Annotated in this window: 16 protein-coding genes and 1 pseudogene; 8 read left to right on the plus strand and 9 right to left on the minus strand. The window is 65.6% G+C overall.

The window, feature by feature from the left end; genetic code table 11:
• Positions 1 to 7: 7 nt before the first annotated feature.
• Both HHL15_RS07720 and HHL15_RS07725 read left to right on the plus strand, forming a co-directional pair.
• Entirely contained in the window at positions 8 to 436 is a 429-nt protein-coding gene (locus HHL15_RS07720; protein WP_169145244.1) for a DUF1841 family protein, read from the plus strand.
• A 127-nt stretch (positions 437 to 563) separates the two neighbouring features.
• Positions 564 to 1,154 carry a DUF5610 domain-containing protein gene (locus HHL15_RS07725; RefSeq protein ID WP_169145245.1) on the plus strand — a complete coding sequence of 197 codons (591 nt, stop codon included), beginning with the start codon at positions 564 to 566 and terminating at the stop codon, positions 1,152 to 1,154.
• Positions 1,155 to 1,176: 22 nt separating this feature from the next.
• Here HHL15_RS07725 and HHL15_RS07730 read toward each other — a convergent pair whose 3' ends face one another.
• The 8 genes from HHL15_RS07730 to purM all read right to left on the minus strand — a co-directional run bounded on the left by HHL15_RS07730 (position 1,177) and on the right by purM (position 10,420).
• Positions 1,177 to 1,983: a gamma-glutamyl-gamma-aminobutyrate hydrolase family protein gene (locus HHL15_RS07730; protein WP_169145246.1), complete on the minus strand. Its 807-nt coding sequence runs from the start codon at positions 1,981 to 1,983 to the stop codon at positions 1,177 to 1,179.
• Positions 1,984 to 1,986: 3 nt separating this feature from the next.
• Positions 1,987 to 3,105, minus strand: coding sequence for a YbdK family carboxylate-amine ligase (locus tag HHL15_RS07735; RefSeq protein WP_169145247.1), 1,119 nt, complete (start codon positions 3,103 to 3,105; stop codon positions 1,987 to 1,989).
• Positions 3,095 to 4,321: a cation:proton antiporter gene (locus tag HHL15_RS07740; RefSeq protein ID WP_169145248.1), complete on the minus strand. Its 1,227-nt coding sequence runs from the start codon at positions 4,319 to 4,321 to the stop codon at positions 3,095 to 3,097. The genes HHL15_RS07735 and HHL15_RS07740 overlap by 11 nt, the downstream gene beginning before the upstream one ends.
• Before the next feature lie 188 nt (positions 4,322 to 4,509).
• The gene (locus HHL15_RS07745) at positions 4,510 to 5,721 is read right to left on the minus strand and encodes an ABC transporter permease (RefSeq protein ID WP_235943278.1); all 1,212 of its coding nucleotides are present in this window, start codon (positions 5,719 to 5,721) and stop codon (positions 4,510 to 4,512) included.
• Entirely contained in the window at positions 5,718 to 6,440 is a 723-nt protein-coding gene (locus tag HHL15_RS07750) for an ABC transporter ATP-binding protein (RefSeq protein WP_169145249.1), read from the minus strand. Before HHL15_RS07750 ends, HHL15_RS07745 begins: the two co-directional genes overlap by 4 nt.
• On the minus strand, positions 6,437 to 7,735 hold the full coding sequence (locus HHL15_RS07755; RefSeq protein ID WP_169145250.1) for an efflux RND transporter periplasmic adaptor subunit: 1,299 nt from the start codon (positions 7,733 to 7,735) through the stop codon (positions 6,437 to 6,439). Before HHL15_RS07755 ends, HHL15_RS07750 begins: the two co-directional genes overlap by 4 nt.
• Entirely contained in the window at positions 7,732 to 9,189 is a 1,458-nt protein-coding gene (locus HHL15_RS07760) for an efflux transporter outer membrane subunit (protein WP_169145251.1), read from the minus strand. The genes HHL15_RS07755 and HHL15_RS07760 overlap by 4 nt, the downstream gene beginning before the upstream one ends.
• 196 nt (positions 9,190 to 9,385) lie before the next feature.
• On the minus strand, positions 9,386 to 10,420 hold the full coding sequence (gene purM, locus HHL15_RS07765) for a phosphoribosylformylglycinamidine cyclo-ligase (protein ID WP_169145252.1): 1,035 nt from the start codon (positions 10,418 to 10,420) through the stop codon (positions 9,386 to 9,388).
• 203 nt (positions 10,421 to 10,623) lie between these two features.
• Between purM and hda the strand changes: the two genes are divergently transcribed.
• The 6 genes from hda to HHL15_RS07795 all read left to right on the plus strand — a co-directional run bounded on the left by hda (position 10,624) and on the right by HHL15_RS07795 (position 17,730).
• On the plus strand, positions 10,624 to 11,304 hold the full coding sequence (gene hda, locus HHL15_RS07770; RefSeq protein WP_169145253.1) for a DnaA regulatory inactivator Hda: 681 nt from the start codon (positions 10,624 to 10,626) through the stop codon (positions 11,302 to 11,304).
• A 59-nt stretch (positions 11,305 to 11,363) separates the two neighbouring features.
• The gene (locus HHL15_RS07775) at positions 11,364 to 12,029 is read left to right on the plus strand and encodes a histidinol-phosphatase (protein ID WP_169145254.1); all 666 of its coding nucleotides are present in this window, start codon (positions 11,364 to 11,366) and stop codon (positions 12,027 to 12,029) included.
• Positions 12,030 to 12,337: 308 nt separating this feature from the next.
• A complete protein-coding gene (locus HHL15_RS07780; protein WP_169145255.1) occupies positions 12,338 to 13,954 on the plus strand; it encodes a methyl-accepting chemotaxis protein in 1,617 nt (538 codons plus the stop codon).
• A 356-nt stretch (positions 13,955 to 14,310) separates the two neighbouring features.
• Positions 14,311 to 15,924 carry a methyl-accepting chemotaxis protein gene (locus tag HHL15_RS07785; protein ID WP_169145256.1) on the plus strand — a complete coding sequence of 538 codons (1,614 nt, stop codon included), beginning with the start codon at positions 14,311 to 14,313 and terminating at the stop codon, positions 15,922 to 15,924.
• Positions 15,925 to 16,056: 132 nt separating this feature from the next.
• Positions 16,057 to 16,740, plus strand: a complete 684-nt coding sequence (locus tag HHL15_RS07790) for a LuxR family transcriptional regulator (protein ID WP_169145257.1) — start codon at positions 16,057 to 16,059, stop codon at positions 16,738 to 16,740.
• 240 nt (positions 16,741 to 16,980) lie between these two features.
• Positions 16,981 to 17,730, plus strand: a complete 750-nt coding sequence (locus HHL15_RS07795) for a PEP-CTERM sorting domain-containing protein (RefSeq protein WP_169145258.1) — start codon at positions 16,981 to 16,983, stop codon at positions 17,728 to 17,730.
• 216 nt (positions 17,731 to 17,946) lie between these two features.
• On the opposite strand, the pseudogene HHL15_RS07800 reads toward HHL15_RS07795, so the two are convergent.
• A pseudogene (locus tag HHL15_RS07800) lies at positions 17,947 to 18,212 on the minus strand (IS3-like element ISAzo10 family transposase); the annotation flags it as partial.

Genomic DNA, 18,212 nt, shown 5'->3' on the forward strand with positions numbered 1-18,212 from the left:
CGACCCCATGTTCGACCCCTCCCGCGACCAGGCCCGCCAGTTCTTCGTGGCCTCCTGGGCCAAGCACAAGAACCGCGAAGTCCTGACTCAGCTCGAGATCATCGCCGCCGACCTGGTGGCCCATCACCCGGAATACCAGCCCCTGCTGGAAGACCCGGACGCGGTGTACAAGGACTTCAGCCCCGAAGACGGGCAGGTCAATCCCTTCCTGCACCTGTCCCTGCACCTGGCCATCGAGGAGCAGCTGTCGATCAACCAGCCGCCCGGCATCCGCGAGGCCTTCGAGCAATGCCAGGCCCGCCACGGTGACCGCCACGCGGCGCTCCACGATGTGCTCGAATGCCTGGGCGAGACCATCTGGCAGGCCCAGCGCGACAAGGCCCCGCTGGACGCCCGCGCCTACGTGGACGCCGTACGCAAGCGCGCCGGCCTTTGAGCCGAGCATGCCGCCCACCATGCCGTATTGCACGCCGCCGGCATTCCCGGCCGGCAAAGATCCGGGTCGCCTCCTATACTGGTGCTGAACAGGGACTCATCCCTGACAGAAAAGGGAGCCAACCATCATGGCAATCGATGCCTTGAGCACCTCGGTCCTCGCCAACGCACAAACCACGGGCAATGCCACCAGAACACGGGAAAGCCCGGCACTGACGGCGGCCGGCGTCGAGAAGGCGGTACGCCAGAGTTCCGCGTCACAGATTCTCCAGGCCTCGGCCGAAGTGTCGATCAAGGCCGGGGACGAATCCCAGACCCTGCTCTTCAAGTCGGCCATCAGCCGCATCAACGAATTGCTGGCACCAGAGTTCGGCGACAACGCCCTCGAAACAGCGGCCGCCAACCAGGACAATTCTGCCCAGGCCACGGCAGACCGCATCCTCAGCATTTCCACAGGGTTCTACGCTGCCTATGCGGCCCAGCACCAGGGGGAAGACCAGGCACAGACGCTCAACAACTTCGTCGATGTCATCCGTTCGGGCTTTGAACAAGGCTTCAACGAAGCCAAGGACATCCTCCAGGGGCTCAAGGTCCTGGACGGCGATATTGCCAGCGGCATCCAGAGCACCTGGGATCTGGTTCAACGAGGCTACAACGACTTCCTGACCAGTCAGTTGAACAAACTGAATTCAGAGGTGGAGCCCGAAGCAGCCACCTGAAACAGCCACCCGGGATCCCCACCTAGAGGGTCCCGCCTGGGTGCTTCCGCGCCCGGCGTGCCGCAGCCAGAAAATCCAGCATGATAGGCGCGCTGTCGAGCAGGTCGGCACCGCCGCCATGAAACTCAGGATGCCACTGGAAACCGGCCACATAGCCGGCACCCTTCCAGCGGATCGCCTCAACGATGCCGTCAGCAGCCCTCGCCTCCACCTCCAGGTCGTTGCCCAGCCGGTCGATGGCCTGGTGATGGATGCTGATCACCTGCCCCTCCGACCGCCCCGCATACAACTCGGCCAGCCGGGTGCCGGGCACCACCGCAACCTCATGGACATGCCGGTCGTAGAGGGCGGGCTCCACATGGCGGGCCGCCTCGGGACAGGCGCTGGCGATGTCCTGGTAAAGACTTCCGCCCAATGCCACATTGATCAGCTGGCAGCCCCGGCAGATACCCAGCACCGGTTTGCCCTGGAACACAAACTCCCAGAACAGCTCGATCTCGTACCGATCGCGGATGCGATCCCCCGGCCACAAGGGGCTGGTCGGCGCCATCCCGTAGGACTCCGGTGCCATGTCGGCGCCGCCCTGCAAGACCAGGGCATCGAGTTCCACCGCGTACTCGCGCAGTGAGATCGCCCGCCGATCCACGCCTCCGCCGGTTTCGATGGTGGGCACCATGAAGGCCAGGGCACCGTGGGCCATCACCCAGTGAGCGATCGACTGCTCGATATATTGCAAGGTCTTGCCCGGAAAGTTCAGCTCCGCTGGTGGATCATGCATGAGGCGGGCCGACAGGCCGATGCGCAGCGGACGAGAGCCATCCTGACTCATGGCTCATGGCTCCGCCCAGCGCAGGCATTGCTGCCGCACCAGTTCGGGCAACAGGGGATCGGCGGCCTGCTTGTTCCGCAGCCACTGGGCATCGTTGCGGCGCCCCCCCGCATCGTCGGCCAGACGCGCACAGATCGCATCAGTTCCCAGCTCGGCCGCATGATGGCCGATCCGGCCGATCAGGCGCACGATCTCGTCGCCGAGCATGCCCCGCTCGCCGGAGGACGGGTCGACCCAGACGCCGCCATAGCCAAAACGGCAGGCCTGGAAGCGGTTGAAGGCATACACCAGGTAATCGTCCTCGGTGGGACGAAAAGGCTTTTCCACGATCAGCCAGCGGGCCAGGGCCTGGATCAGCGCGGCCAGGGCGGCGGCCCGCTCCACCGTGAGCGGCGTGTCCAGCACCCTCACCTCGATGGTGCCGTACTCGGGCTTGGGACGGATGTCCCAGTAGAAGTCCTTCATGCTCTCCACCACCCCGGTCCGCGCCATCTTCGCAAAGTACTGCTTGAAATCTTCCCAGTTGAGAACAAAGGGCGCCCTGCCGGACAGGGGAAAGGCAAAGATGGAGTTGAGCCGGGCGGAGTCGAAGCCTGTGTCATTGCCCTGGACAAACGGCGAAGAGGCCGACAGGGCAATCAGGTGCGGGATATAGCGGGACAAACCGTGAAGCAGCAGCAGCGCCTCGTCGGAGCCGGGGCAACCGATATGCACGTGCTGCCCGAACACCGTGAACTGCTTGGCCAGATAGCCATACAGGTCACTCAGGTGCTGATAGCGGGCCCCGTCCGAAATCCGCCGCTCGCCCCAGTGCTGGAAGGCATGGGCGCCACCGCCGCAGATGCCTATGTCGAGCCGCCGCGCCCCTTCCAGCAAGCCGTCACGCAGGGCAGTAAGCTGGGACAGAGCATCGGCATGACCATTGCAGATGCCGGTGGCGATCTCGATCATGCTCTTGGTGATCTCAGGCTTCACGTCACCGACAAAACCCTGCTGGTGCAATACCCGCAACAGGTCCGGGGCAGAGCCGACCAGATCGAAATCATGGGTGCTGACCAATTGCAGCTCCAGCTCGATGCCCAGGGTCAGGCAACGCGAGTGGGCAAAGGATTCAAGCGCCACTGGCGGCCTCCTTTCCTTCCGGGGTCTCGCCGCAATGGCTCAAGGCCCACTGGGTCGCGATCGGACCGAGTATCTCCATCACCATCGCCGCGCCGGCCAGCGCCGCGGCCACTTTCATCCCCATCGCAGGGAAGGCCGAGTAAAGGCTGGCGGTAAGCAGGAAGGCCGTCCCCGACATGGGCAGCAGGGCCACTCCCAGGGCTGTCGCCTGGGCCGTGGACAGGCCGGAGCGACGGCCGAACAACACCGTACCGGCAACCTTGGCAAAGGCCCGCAACAGCAGCAAGGCCACCCCCGCCAGGCCGCCACCGACGATCAAGCGCCAGTCCGCCGCCATGCCGTTGGCCACAAACAGGAGCACCACCAACGCCCCACCCGCAGTGCCAAAGTGGCGCGGCCACAAGCAGGGGCGCGGGTCCCGGCTGCGTAGCAGCATGCCGGCCAGCAGCGGCACCAGGATTGGCGAGGCCCCGGACAGGCGGACCAGCACCAGGGCCAGGAAGATCAGCCCCAGCAACAGCAACGCGCTGTTCTCGTTGGCCAGATCGAGCCGACGCCGGGCAAGGCCCACCGCCAGGGCCAGCATAATGGACAGCACCAGGGTATTGAGCAGGAACCACAAGGGCGGCCGCAGGGCCTCAAGGGCATTGCTGCCATGCACCTGCCCGAGCAGGCCCAGGATGACCTGCACGGCCACCACCGCATAGATGGTGTTGAGCGCCGACAACATCAGCAAGCGCTCCGTCACCTGCCCCCGTGCCCCGATCTCGCTGGCCACCCGCATCACCACCACCGGCGAACTGACCATGCAGACCGCAGCCAGGGCCAGCGAACTGCCGGGCCCGAGGCCCAGGTAATGGCCGATGCCGAAGACCAGGAAAAAGCTGAGCCCGGCCTCGGCCACACTGGTTGCCGCCAGCCAGGGATTGGCCCGCAACCAGGGCAGATTGACCCGGCTGCCCAGTTCGAAAAGCAGCACCGCCATGGCCACCTCGAGGCCATGCTGGAAGCCCTCGGACAACTCAAGCCCCGCCCCGTCGAAACTGCTTGCCGAAGCAAACAGCCCGACCAGGGTGTAGCCGACGATGCGTGGCCAGCGCAGCAACCGGAACACGGCTTCGCCGGCAAGGGGGGCGATCACCAGGAGCAGGGCCAGGGCGAAGCTGGTATCGAGGGGCGTGATCCAGCCGGGCAGAAAGGACAGATCGGGCGTCATGCGGTCTCCTCCAGGGCCGCCGGGAGACAGGCGCACGAGGCGCGGCAGCGGCGGGCATCAAGGAATGGCGAGTCACGGAACCGCCGGGATGCACCCCGCGGCTGAAGCGGAACGGGGTGGGCTTTCAGGTAGAGCCGCCATGCAGGCCAGAGGTTCCCGAACCCGGCCGAGCGGGCTCGCCGCCAGGCCTACTCGTGACGCAGCGCCTCGATGGGATCCAGGCGCGCCGCCCGCTGCGCCGGGACATAGCCGAAGACCACTCCGATCGCCGCCGAGAAGCCGAAGGACAGCAGGTTGATGCCCGGATTGAACAGGTAGGGCACGTGCATCAGCGCCGCGCCGCCCATCGACGCCAGGGTCGCCAGCACGATGCCGACCAGCCCGCCCAGGGAGGCCAGCGCCACCGCCTCCACCAGGAACTGCAGCAGCACCTCCCGCTCCAGCGCCCCGATGGCCAGGCGGATGCCGATCTCGCGGGTCCGCTCGGTGACCGACACCAGCATGATGTTCATGATGCCGATGCCCCCTACCAGCAGGCTCACCGCCGCCACCGCCCCGAGCAGGCCGGTCATGACCCGGGTGGTGCCCGAGAGGGTCTCGGCGATCTGGCGGGTGTCCATCACCGAGAAATCGTCGTTGTCGCCAGGCCCGATGTGGCGGCGCTCACGCATCAACCAGGTGATCTGCTCCTTGGCGGCGTCCATCGCCCCATCGTCGCGCACCGAGATCATCAGGCTGCCCACGTCCACCGAGCCGGTCAGGCGGCGCTGCACCGTGCGCAGGGGCATCACCACCAGGTCATCCTGATCATTGCCCATGGTGGACTGCCCCTTCGACGCCAGCAGGCCGATCACCTCGCAGGAGAACTGCTTGACCCGGACCTGCCGGCCGACCGGGTCCTGGCCGCCGAAGAGCTCGCGGCGCAGGGTGTCGCCGATCACGCAGACGGCAGCACCGGCCCGCTCCTCGGCTTCGTTGAAGATCCGCCCTGCCGCCACCTGCCACTTGCCGGTGGCAAACCAGTCCCGGCTGGTGCCGGTCACGCCGCTGGACCAGTTGCGGGACATCGCCACCAGGGTCACGCTCTTGCTGCTCACCGGCACCACCGCGGCGAGGCCGGCCACCTGGCTGCGCAGGGCCTCCACGTCCGCCGTCCGGAAGGCCGCCGCGCCGGCCGAGTCCCGCCCCGGGCCAAGATGCTGGCCGGGGCGGATGATCAGCAGATTGCTGCCCAGGCTGGCGATCTGGTCCGACACGGAGCGGGTCGCTCCGTTGCCGAGGGTCACCATGGTGATCACCGCCGACACGCCGATCACGATGCCCAGCACAGTCAGGAAGGAGCGCATCAGATTGCGGCGGATCTCGCGCAGGGCCAGCAGCACCGCGTTCCACAGCATCATGATGTGCTCTCCGGCTGCCCGGCTGGGGCATCGTTGCGGGTGTCACTGGCGATCAGCCCATCCACCAGCCTGACGATGCGCCGGGCGTAGGCGGCCATGTCGGCCTCGTGGGTCACCATCACCACGGTGAGGCCCTTGTCCCGGTTGAGGCCGGTGAGCAAGGCCATGATCTCGTGGCTGCGTGCCGTATCCAGGTTGCCGGTCGGTTCATCGGCCAGCAGCAGCGAGGGGCCGGTGACCAGCGCACGGGCAATCGCCACGCGCTGCTGCTGGCCGCCGGACAGCTCGGCGGGGGTGTGATGTCCCCAGCCCTCCAGCCCCACCGAAGCCAGGGCCGCCCGGGCAAGCTGGTGGCGCCGTTCATTCCCCTCACCGCGGTAAAGCAGCGGCAGCTCCACGTTCTCCTGGGCCGAGGTGCGGGCCAGCAGGTTGAAGCCCTGGAACACGAAGCCCAGGGCATGGCGGCGCAGGCGTGCCCGCTGGTCCCGGTCCAGGGCTTCCACCGCCAGGCCACGGAAGCGGTAGCTGCCGCCGCTCGGCGTATCCAGGCAGCCCAGGATGTTCATCAGCGACGACTTGCCGGAGCCGCTGGGGCCCATGATCGCCACAAACTCCCCTTCCTCGATGCTCAGGTCCACCCCGCGCAAGGCCTGGAAAGCCGCCGGACCGTCGCCGAAGCGCCGGGTAACACCCGTCAGGGCGATCAGCGGGACGCTCATTTGCGTGCCGCCGCTGCTTCGACGATCACTTCCGCACCCGCCTCCAGCGGCGTCTCGCCCTCTGCCGCGCGGACTTCGGAAAACTGCCCGTTGCTGCCCAGTACATTGACCCGCAGGGGCGCCGGAGCACCATCCTTCAGCAGCCACAGGGTCTGGCTGCCATCCTTGGCCAGGGCCTGGCCGGCAACCTTGGCCGGCGGGCCAGGCGGGCGGGGCATCAGGCTGGCGAGCAGGCTGCGCTTGTCTTCCACCCGGGCGGCCGGAGGCGAGAAGCGCAGGGCGGTATTGGGCACCAGCACGACGCCGCTGCGCCGGGCCGTGGTGATCTCGGCGGTGGCGGTCATGCCCGGGCGCAGCAGCAGATCATCGTTGCGCACCTCCAGGATGGTCAGGTAGGACACCACCTGGTCCTTGGTCTGGGATCCCCAGCCCACCCGGGTGACCCGGGCCGGAAAGCTCCGCCCCGGCCAGGCATCCACGTGAAAGCGGGCGTCCTGGCCCTCCTTGACCTTGCCCACGTCGGCTTCGTCCACATCCACCTGCAGTTCCATGCGGCGCAGGTCCTCGGCCAGGGTGAACAGCACCGGCGCAGTCATCGCCGCCGCCACCGTCTGGCCGGGCTCCACCTTGCGGGTCAGCACGATGCCATCGATGGGCGAGCGGATCGTCGCCTTGCCGAGGCTGATCTCGTAGCTGCTCAGCACCGCCTGCGCCGACGCGACCGTTGCTTCGGCCACCCGCTGATCGGCCACGGCGCGCAAGGCGGCGGCCTCGCCGCTGTCGAGCTCGGCCTTCGACGGCACCTTGCCGCCCGACAGGCGCGCTACCTCCCGCAGGCGGGCCAGGCTGGCCGCCGTCTCGGCCACCGTGGCCTCGGCCTGACGCACCTTGGCCCGGGCCGAGGCCAGGTCGGCTCGGGCCTGCCGCACTTGGTCGCGCAGCTTGAGCGTGTCCAGGCGGGCGATCACCTGCCCTTTGCGGACCCGGTCATTCACATCCACCAGCACGCTGTCCACGATGCCCGACAGCTCGCTGCCCACATCCACCGAGTTGGTGGGCTGGAGATTGCCGGTCGCCGATACGTTGATGACAAGTTCTCCACGCGTGGCGGCCTGGGTCCGGTAGTGCGGCCCCTCGTCGCCCTTGCCGCCGATCAGGCCGTAGGCTGCCAGCAGGACGAGTACGAGCAGGCCACCGCCCAGCAGGCGGCGCCCCCTTGTTCCAAAGCGGGACGTGCTGCCCTGGAAGACGAGTTCGCGGAGATCTTGCGCGGAGCGATTTTCAGGGGCGTTCATACGGCAGGCGGGGAAACCCGGGCGTTCATGGCGGTATCCCTGGGCGACCATCCGCCTCCCAGGGCCTTGTAGAGCTGGATCAGGGCGGTCACCCGCTCGGCCTCGGCCGAGGCCAGGCTGTCCTCGATGGAGAGCAGGCTGCGCTCGGTGGTGAGCACCGTCTGGAAGTCGATCAGCCCGGAGGTGTAGCGGTGACGGGCCAGCAAGGCCGCGTTGCGGGCCGCCCCGGCGGCGCTGCTCAGGGCCTGCTGGCGCTCGCGGCCGTTGGCAAGGGCGACCAGGGCGTTCTGTACCTCCTCGAGCGCCGTCAGCACGGTGGCCTCGTAGGCGGCACGGCTCTGGTCGCGCACCGCCTCCTGGGCCTGCACCCGCGCGCGGGCACGGCCCGCGTCAAACAAGGGGCCGCTGACGCCGGCCGCCAGGGAGCGGGCGATCTGCCCGCCGCCGCCCAGCACCGACAGGCCGAGCGCCTCGAGGCCGAGGTTGCCGCTAAGGCTGAAGGCGGGATAGCGGGCCGCCTCGGCCTGGCCGATACGGGCGGTCTCGGCAGCGAGACGACGTTCCGCCGCCTGCACGTCGGGGCGCTGGCGCAGGACCTCCGCCGGGATCGACAGGGCGATGCCGGGCGGCAGGCTGGGCAAGGCGCGGCCGCGCGTCCCTTCATCGACGGCAAGCACCGCATGCAGGCTGCCCGGTGTCCGTCCGGTGAGGATGGCAAGGCGATGCTCGGCCCCGGCGCGCCCGCTATCCAGGGCAGGGATGGCAGCCCGGGTGCTGTCCCGGTTGCTGCGCGCCTGCTCCACCTCCAGGCTGCTGGCCAGCCCCGCCTGGCTGCGCCAGTCGGTGATCTGCGCCGTCTCGGTCTGGCTCGCCAGATTGTCCCGGGCGATCGCCAGGCGCGCCTGATAGGCCCGCAGCTCCACGTAGTTCAGGGCCACCTCGGCCACCAGGCTGACCCGCGTGGCCTGCAGGTCGGCTTCACTCGCCGCCAGGTCGGCCTCCGCCGCCTCGAGGGCGCGGCGCGTCCCGCCGAACACATCCGGCTCCCAGGCGGCATCGAAGCCGGCCTGGTACAGGCTGCGACTCACCCCCAGCGCGGTGCTGCGGCTGGCGCCGGCCGATGCCGAGAGCGTCGGGAAGCGGTTGGCCACAGCCAGTTCCCGGGCCGCGCGGGCCGCCCGCAATGCAGCGGCGGCACGCTGCAGGTCCGGGTTGGCGACGAGCGCCTCATCCACCAGGCGGGACAACTGCGGGTCTGCGAGCTGGGTCCACCAGCGCGACAGGTCGATGTCGCCGGCAGGTACGGTGCCCTCCAGGGGCACGGCCTGCCAGGCTGCAGGGGCTTGCGCCACGGGAGGGTGGTAATCCGGGCCGACAGTGGCACAGGCCGCAAGCAGGCTGCACAGGAGCAGCGGCGCCAGGCGGGCAACCGGAACAGGGAGAGACAGGGCCATGGGCTCGATCGGGGAAGCTCTGCGCCACTGCGCAGCGATACACCGATGATGGCCGGGCGACGGGTTAGCCGCGGTTAGGCCAACGTAAAAACGGGTAAAGACACTTGCGCAGCCCTGCGCCGGCCAAGTGGGGTCAACGCAAACGGGCCCCGAAGGGCCCGCTTTGTCGCGCTCAGGGGCTGCCGCCCCGGGGGCGTCAGATCACCACGGTCTGAGCCTGGCCTTCGGCGCGGGCCTCGATGGTGCCGAGGGTGTAGACCGTCTCACCGGTGCTGCGCAGCTGGGCCGCAGCCATCTCGGCATCTTCGCTGGCGACGATGACGACCATGCCGATGCCGCAGTTGAAGACCCGGTACATCTCCTGGGCATCCACGTTGCCGGCGCTCTGCAGCCACTGGAACAGTTTGGGCATTTCCCAGGCGTCCTTCTTCAGCACGGCTGTGAGGTTCTCGCCCAGCACGCGGGGCACGTTGTCGAGCAGGCCACCGCCGGTGATGTGGGCCATGCCCTTGACCAGGCCATCGCGCTTTTCCATCAGCGCCAGCATGGACTTCACGTAGAGGCGGGTCGGCTCCATGATCACGTCCTTCAGCTTGCGGCCATGGAAATCGGCTTCCAGGTCGGGCTTGCTGACTTCGATGATCTTGCGGATCAGGGAGTAGCCATTGGAGTGGGCACCACTGGAAGCCAGGCCCAGCACCACGTCACCCGGGCGGATGGTGGAGCCGTCGATGATCTTGGCCTTGTCCACCGCGCCCACCGCAAAACCGGCCAGATCGTACTCGCCGTCGGGGTACATGCTGGGCATCTCGGCGGTTTCACCACCGATCAGGGCACAGCCGGACAGCTCGCAGCCCTGGGCGATGCCTTGCACCACGGTGGCGGCGGTGTCCACATGCAGCTTGCCGCAGGCGAAGTAGTCGAGGAAGAACAGAGGCTCGGCGCCCTGCACCAGGATGTCGTTGACGCTCATCGCCACGAGATCCTGACCCACCGTGTCGTGCTTGTTGAGCTGGAAGGCGAGCTTGAGCTTGGTGCCCACGCCGTCGGTGCCGGACACCAGCACCGGATCCTTGAATTTCTTGGAGATCTCGAACAGCGCGCCGAAACCGCCGATGCCGCCGAGCACCTCCGGGCGCATGGTGCGCTTGGCAAAGGGCTTGATACGGTCGACCAGGGCATCGCCGGCATCGATATCCACACCGGCATCGCGATAGGTAAGGGAGCTCATGGGTTCTGTGATCTCTTCTGAAGCGACCGGTGCCAACGGGTAAAACGCTCATCGGGTTGAGCGCCCCGCCGCGACCGGCTACATTAACGGGCCTTGCGCCGCAAACTGCCGGACCATTCCGCCCGTCGCGCGCAAACAAACCCGAATTTTAGCCGAAATGTCGCCCGCCCGCCCCTGCCCGGTGCGCGGAGGCGAAACCGCCCGTGAAGCAACTCACCCTCGATCTGCACGCCGACGCCCCCCCGCTGCTGGAGAACTTCGTCGCGGCGGCCAACGCCGACCTCCTGGCCGCCCTCTACGAGGCCGTCCCGGTCGCCGACATCCCCCAGCATCTCTTCCTGTGGGGCGATGCCGGCAGCGGCCGCAGCCACCTGCTCAAGAGCGTGGTCACCGCCGCTGCCCAGGCCGGGCGCCCCGCCTGCTACCTGCGCGCCGCCGACGTGGGCGCCACCCTGCCCGAAGCACCGGCCCTGCTCCTCGCGGTGGACGACGTGGAAGCACTCGGGCCGGAGGCCCAGATCGCCCTGTTCCGCGCCTTCAACGGTGCGCGCAGCCAGCGCATGACCCTGATCACCAGCGGCTGTGCAGCGCCCCTGCACCTGCATCTGCGGGAAGATCTGCGCACCCGCATCGGCCAGAGCCTGATCTTCGAGGTCAAGTCCCTCACCGACGAGGATCGCCTGGCCATCCTCGACGCCCAGGCGGCCAGCCGGGGCTTGCGCCTCGAACCCGAGATCGTCCAGTACCTGCTGCGCCACGGCCGGCGGGACCTGTCCAGCCTGCTGCGCACCCTCGATGCCCTCGACGCGGCCTCCCTGGAACGCAAGCGGGCCATCACCCTGCCCCTGCTGCGGGAGATCCTGCAACGCGACCTGAGCCTCTAGACACGCCCGCAGCTCTGACGCAGTCCAACAGATCCATCCTTTGCCCTGACAGACCCACCATGGAACTCGCACTCTTCGACCTGGACAACACCCTTCTCGCCGGCGATTCGGACTTCGAATGGGCCCAGTACCTGATCTCCCGCGGGGTGCTGGACAAGGAGGTCTACGAGGCCCGCAACCAGCAGTTCTTCGACCAGTACAAGGCCGGCACTCTGGACATCTTCGAATTCCTCGATTTCCAGCTCAAGCCGCTGGCCCGCCACAGCCGCGAGCAGCTCGACGCCTGGCACCGGGAGTTCATGGACACCCGCATCCAGCCGATGATGACCGAGGCCTCCCGGGCCCTGGTCAACCAGCACCTGGCCGCCGGCTCGGTGGTGGCCATCGTCACCGCCACCAACAGCTTCGTCACCGGCCCCATCGCCCGGGCCTTCGGCATCCCCCACCTGATCGCCACCATTCCGGCCCAGGAGAACGGCGCCTTCACCGGCCAGCCCCGCGGCACTCCCGCGTTCAAGACCGGCAAGATCGAACGGGTCGAAGGCTGGCTCGAAAGCCTCGGCCTGTGCTGGGGCAGCTTCGCCAGGAGCTGGTTCTACAGCGACTCCCATAACGACCTGCCGCTGCTCGGCAAGGTCAGCAACCCGGTGGCCGTCGATCCGGATGACACCCTCCGCGCCCACGCCGAAGGCCAGGGCTGGCCGGTGATCTCCCTGCGCGGCTGATCGCCCCGGGGGCCAGAGATGGCCCCTGCCTGGCCGATCCGGCCGGCCGCAACCTATCCCCTCCAGCGTCTTCCCGAACTGGATTGGCCCACAGCCAAGGACGCTGCACGCCTGTCACAGCTTTCATCTCACCATGCATCAAAACCCCTTGGCATAAATCATTAAATTTCATGAATTCGGCCGAATCAGGAGATTTGATTAAAGACGCCCATCCTGAGCACCGTTAAGGCTGGAGCTTTACGGGGCCGGCGGCTCGCCCCCCTGCCCTTACCTCACACATCAATGCCTTTCTGGACGAGGAGACATCCATGACCATAGCCAAGCGGCTGACGATCCTGCTGGCCACGCTGATGCTGGCCCTCGCTGCAGTGGGCTCCGCAGGCCTGCTGCAGATGAAATCCCTGAACGAGAACATCAAGTTCGTTCACGAAAACATCATTCCGAGCGTGGTGGCCATCGACAAGGCCGCCAACGACTTCGCCATAGTCCGGGCGCTGATCCTGCGCCACATCCTGTCCGACGACGACAAGGACATGGCCGCCATCGACGTTCAGATCCTCGAGGTCCGTTCCCGCCTCGACAAGAACCTGCAGCACTACCTGGACAATTACGTCACCAACGACCGGGACAAGGAGCTCCTCCTCACCGAGCAGAAGGAGGTCAAGCAGTTCTACGCCCTGATCGAAGAGCCCCTGGCCCTGTCCCGGGCGCAAAAACCCGATCAGGCCAAGGAGCTGATCGGAAAGGCCCGGGCCCAGGTTGCTGCGGTGGACAAGGCCTTTCAGGAGCACGTAAAATTCAATATAGATATCTCGGACGAATACGCCAATATCCGGGCCGACGCCTCTTACCGGTCCGGCCTGTGGACGATGGGGAGCGTCATCCTTGCCGCTGTAGCCGCCGGCCTGTTCCTGGGTCTGGGAACCTATCGCCAGGTTGTAGGCGCCCTGAGCGGCATCAGATCCGTTGTCGGCGAGATCGCCAGTCACCGTGATTTCACCCGGCGTGTAGACGCCAAGGGGCAGGACGAAGTCGCCGACACCGGCCGGGCGCTCAACACCTTGCTGGAGCAGGTCCAGTCGAGCTTCCAGCAGTTCCGCACCCAGACCGAGCAGGTCAGCGATGCGGCCTCCCGCCTCGCCTCGGCCGCCCACCAGGTGGCCACCGGCTCGGACGACCAGAGCGAAGCCTCCGCCAGCATGGCGGCAGCCATCGAGGAACTGACGGTCAGCATCAGCCACGTGTCGGACCGCAGCAACGAAGCCAGCACGCTGGTGGTGCATGCCGGAGCGGTGGCCCGTAATGGTGGCGAGGTGATCGGCCAGACCCTCACCGACATCCGCCGTATCGAAACCGCGGTCAAGGAAGCCGCCGAAATCGTAGCCCGCCTCGATGCAGGCAGCGCCAAGATCAATGCCGTCGTCGCAGTCATCAAGGAAGTCGCCGACCAGACCAACCTGCTGGCCCTCAATGCCGCCATCGAGGCCGCCCGGGCCGGCGAACAAGGCCGGGGATTCGCCGTGGTGGCCGACGAAGTGCGCAAACTGGCCGAGCGCACCGCCCAATCCACTCAGGAGATCACCTCCACCATGACCACCATGCAAAGCGATGCCAGCAATGCGGTCAAGGGCATGATGACGGCTGTGGATCAGGTGAACAAGGGTGTCGAGCATACCCGAGAGGCCGAACACGCCGTACGCGAGATCGAATCGGGCTCGAGCCAGACCATCGGCATGGTCAACGAAATCAGCGAGGCGATCCGCGAACAGAGCAGTGCCAGTTCGATCATCGCCCAGAAGGTGGAGCGCATTGCCCAGATGTCGGAGGAGAACAGCGCTGCCGCCGGGACCACGTCTTCGACGGCTTCGGACCTGAACAACCTGGCGTCTGCCATGCGCAGCGAAATCCAGAAATACCGGGTCTGAGTCTCCAGCCCATCCCCGAAAGCTCACCGAAATCAGGCCGGATCGCCGTGGCGATCCGGCCTGATTGCGTTTACATCCAGTGTCGCTTCCAACAATGAATGCCTAATCCAGAAACCGGTAATTTAATACACCTCCATTCAAATCCGGATAGGTACTTCCACCTCAAATAAAACAAAGAAATTTTTATCAATTTCATAAACTTAGGTACTTACACTCAAATTCATAACAACAAAGGCAAATAGAGGCTCAAGCTCAAAGAGCGGGCTCCGATAAGCGCTCATCACCGGGCGCCCATGTCCGGATTTCATTCACTCCAGGTTCCTCGCCCCCGTCGGGAATCGTTCAGGAGAAAGACCGTGACCATCGCCAAGCGCCTCACCATATTGCTCACCACCCTGCTCGCCGCGCTGATCGCCGTCAGCGCCATTGCCTTCTTCCAGATGCACCGGATCGGCAACAGCGTCCACATGATCAATGAAAACGTGATCCCCAGCCTGATCAAGCTCGACCACATCGGCGTGAACTTCGCCAACCTGCGCGCCACGGTACTGCGCCATATCCTGAGTACCAACGAGCAGGACATGGCCGGTATGGAAACCACCATAAAGCAAGTGCGCGAGAACATCGACAAGGACATCAAGGAATACGAGGACACTCTGGTTACCGATGATCGGGACAGGGAGCTGATCCGGGCAGTCCATTCAGGCGTATCCAACTACTACGCCATCATGGACACCGCGGTCGCCGCATCCAGAAAGAGCGAACAGGCTCAGGCAACCCAGATCATCACCAGCGCCCGGCCTCAGATTGACGCACTCACCAGGAATCTCAAGGACCACTTCGACTACAACATCGTTCTTGCAAACGGCTTCAGCAAGACTGCGGATTCCTCGATCTCGATGGGCACTTGGACGATCGCCGGCATTTCAGCAGCATCCCTCGCCCTGGGGCTCCTGATCGGCATCCTGACCTACCGGCAGATCATCGGCTCCCTCAATGGAATCCGATCCACGGTGGGCGCCATTGCCTCCAATCGGGACTTTACCCAACGTGTCGAGGCAGAGGGCTCGGACGAGATTTCCAGCATGGGCCGTGCCCTCAACTCCCTGCTCGAACAAGTTCAGTCCAGCTTCCAGCAGTTCCGCGCCCAGACCGACCAGGTCCACGATGCCGCCTCCCGCCTCGCCTCCGCCGCACACCAGGTAGCCACCGGCTCCGATGACCAGAGCGAGGCCTCGGCCAGCATGGCAGCGGCCATCGAGGAGCTCACCGTCAGCATCAGCCATGTCTCGGACCGCAGCAACGAGGCCAGCTCGCTGGTCACCCACGCCGGCGCCGCCGCCCGCAATGGCAGCGAGGTGATCGACCAGACCCTCGGCGACATCCGCAACATCGAGGCCGCGGTGAAGGACGCCGCCGAGATCGTCGGCCGCCTGGACTCCAGCAGCGCCAGGGTCAATGCAGTGGTCACCGTGATCAAGGAGGTGGCCGACCAGACCAACCTGCTGGCTCTCAATGCCGCCATCGAGGCCGCCCGCGCCGGTGAGCAGGGCCGCGGCTTCGCCGTGGTGGCCGACGAGGTGCGCAAGCTCGCCGAGCGCACCGCCCAGTCCACCCATGAGATCTCCTCCACCATGGCCAGCATGCAGAGCGATGCCGCCAGCGCCGTCAAGGGCATGCTGGCTGCCGTCGAGCAGGTCAACAAGGGCGTCGATCACACCCGCGAAGCCGAACATGCGGTGCGCGAAATCGAGTCGGGTTCTGCCCAGACCATCGGCATGGTCAATGAGATCAGCGAGGCCATCCGCGAACAGAGCAGCGCCAGCGCCATCATCGCCCAGAAGGTCGAGCGCATCGCCCAGATGTCGGAAGAGAACAGCGCCGCCGCCGGTACCACCTCGTCCACCGCGTCCGACCTGAACAGTCTGGCCTCGGCCATGCGCACGGAGGTGCAGAAGTACCGGGTCTGAGGACAACCGCAGCCCCGACGACCCCGCTGCACCCGCTTGTGCCGGCCAGCACAAGCAGGTGCATACTCTCGGGCCATGTCACTCCCCCCTATCAGCATCGAGGCATTGACGAGGTTTTCCGAAGCCCGCGACATGGCCAGCCTGCAAGCGGTCACCGCATTCTTCTGCGGGCAATTGGGCTTCGACCACTTCATATACGCGCTGAGGATGCCGACACGGCTTTCCGACGCGCGATTGATCATGATCGATGGCTATCCCGCATCATGGGTTGCCCATTACTTCGCCCAGTCCTATTACGATGTCGACCCCGTGATGTCCTATTGCGCGGACAACGTGTTGCCGATCGAGTGGCACAATCTCGACCTGCAGGCAGGAAGCGCCTCTGCCCGGATGATGGAAGACGCGGCACGGTTCGGCCTGAAATCCGGCGTGACCATGCCCCTGCATGGCCCGAATGGTGAGCTGGGCATCCTGAGCTTCGGTGCGGACCGCGCCGACGATGCCGCCCACGCCCTCACAAAACAGGCATTGCCCTACGTGCAGCTGATCGCCGCACATGTGCACGATGCCATCAAACGTCTGCATGGGCTGGATGAGGTACTGGAAAGGCCCAGACTGAGCAAGCGCGAACTCGAATGTCTGCGCTGGGTTGGAGACGGAAAATCCTCCTGGGAAATCTCCCAGATCCTGAATCTCTCTGAACGCACAGTCAATTTCCACATCAATAACGCGACCACGAAGCTGGGGGCGACCAGCAGGCAACATGCGGCGACCAAAGCCGTGCTCCAACACCTGATTCGCCCACACCCCTTCTGAAGGGCGCACCAGCCTTCATCGCAGTACCGCGCACCGGAGAGCCACCGTCGTGGCTATACCCGTCTGATGCGTATGCCACCTGTCAGTTCTGACAGTAGGACGCCCCCTCCTCGCTCCCTACAATTCGGCAGGTGTTTTTTTGACAACGCCAGTTCGGAACGGGCAGTTTCAAGTCTGCAGTGCAGAGACCCGGCTCCCCGACCAGAGACTCTTTGACCGAGCCAGGAAATAGGAACCTTCATGAGAGCTTATGCCCGCCTCGCCGCATTGACCGCCCTGTTCGCCATCTCACCGGGCGCCTTCGCGGCAGACACTTTCCTCTTTGCGGGGACAGGCTCCAGTGGCGTCAGCCAGGATCTTGTGCTGGGCCTGAGCAATGGCAGCTCCGTCACGCTCACCACAGGACAAGCCTTGTTCACGCCCGGCACGCTCAACCAGGGATGGTGGGGATTCGATAACGCAAATTTCAACGCCAACGACAGCATCTACGTTGGCGCCCTGCAACCTGACCCCCTCGATCCGGCCTACCTGCACCGCAATTTCTTTACCTTCTCGCTGGCCGGCATCACACCGGGCAGCATCATCAGCGCAGTGTTACGTATCAATGATGTGGGTGTCAGCTCCGGCTCGTTTCCGATGACCTACTCCCTGTTCGACGTCACGACCGACTCACAGACGCTGAACTTCAACACCGGCGTCAACCACTCGATCTACGATGACCTTGGCAGCGGCAAGCTCTACGCTGCGCAGGTGGTGACCAAGGAGTTGTCCGGCAGCTACGCAATCGGCCTGAACAACGCGGCCATTGCAGACTTGAACGCCGCGGCCGGTCGCTTCTTTTCACTCGGCGGCACCCTTGACACGCCGCCTCTGGTGGTGACGGAGCCTTCAGCGCTCGCGCTCCTGGGTATAGGTCTCGCCGCGGCAAGCCTTGGACGGCAACGCAGGCATCCCCTGGCGCCCACTTCCGATCAACTCTTCCAGGATTGAGTCATGCCACCGCTTGAATCGCTGCTGGCAGCATGGAATTGAGATGGGGCAACACCGCAGTGACAGCCTCGGGGTATTGAATGCCGTGCTAGCGCCGACTCCATTGAGCTGCTGGCGGGGCTGGCAGACCTCATCGGGTCAGGGCTGTTTGCCATTGACGCACAGGCCTTCGGTTGGGCGACGGCCCGGCGCGCGTCAAGGTAGTTGTCGCCTCGGTCATGCAGCCAACTGTTGAGTATTCACGTCAGGCAAATGCGTCTTTATGACGGACTCACGTTCCGGGTTGAGCGTGACTGCGCCAATGGGCGACCAGTTGCGCGTATTGCCGGACCAACGCGCCGGGTTGAGTTCGCGAGCCTCGGTGTAAAGAGCATGCCTGGCAGCCAGAATCGCCTGATCCTCACCGGCATGGCGCTGGGCCGGACTGACGTAGCGGATACCGCTGTGACGATGATCGACGTTGTACCACTGGACGAAGCCGG

The organism is Zoogloea dura (genome assembly GCF_012927165.1).
Classification (GTDB): Bacteria; Pseudomonadota; Gammaproteobacteria; order Burkholderiales; family Rhodocyclaceae; genus Zoogloea; species Zoogloea dura.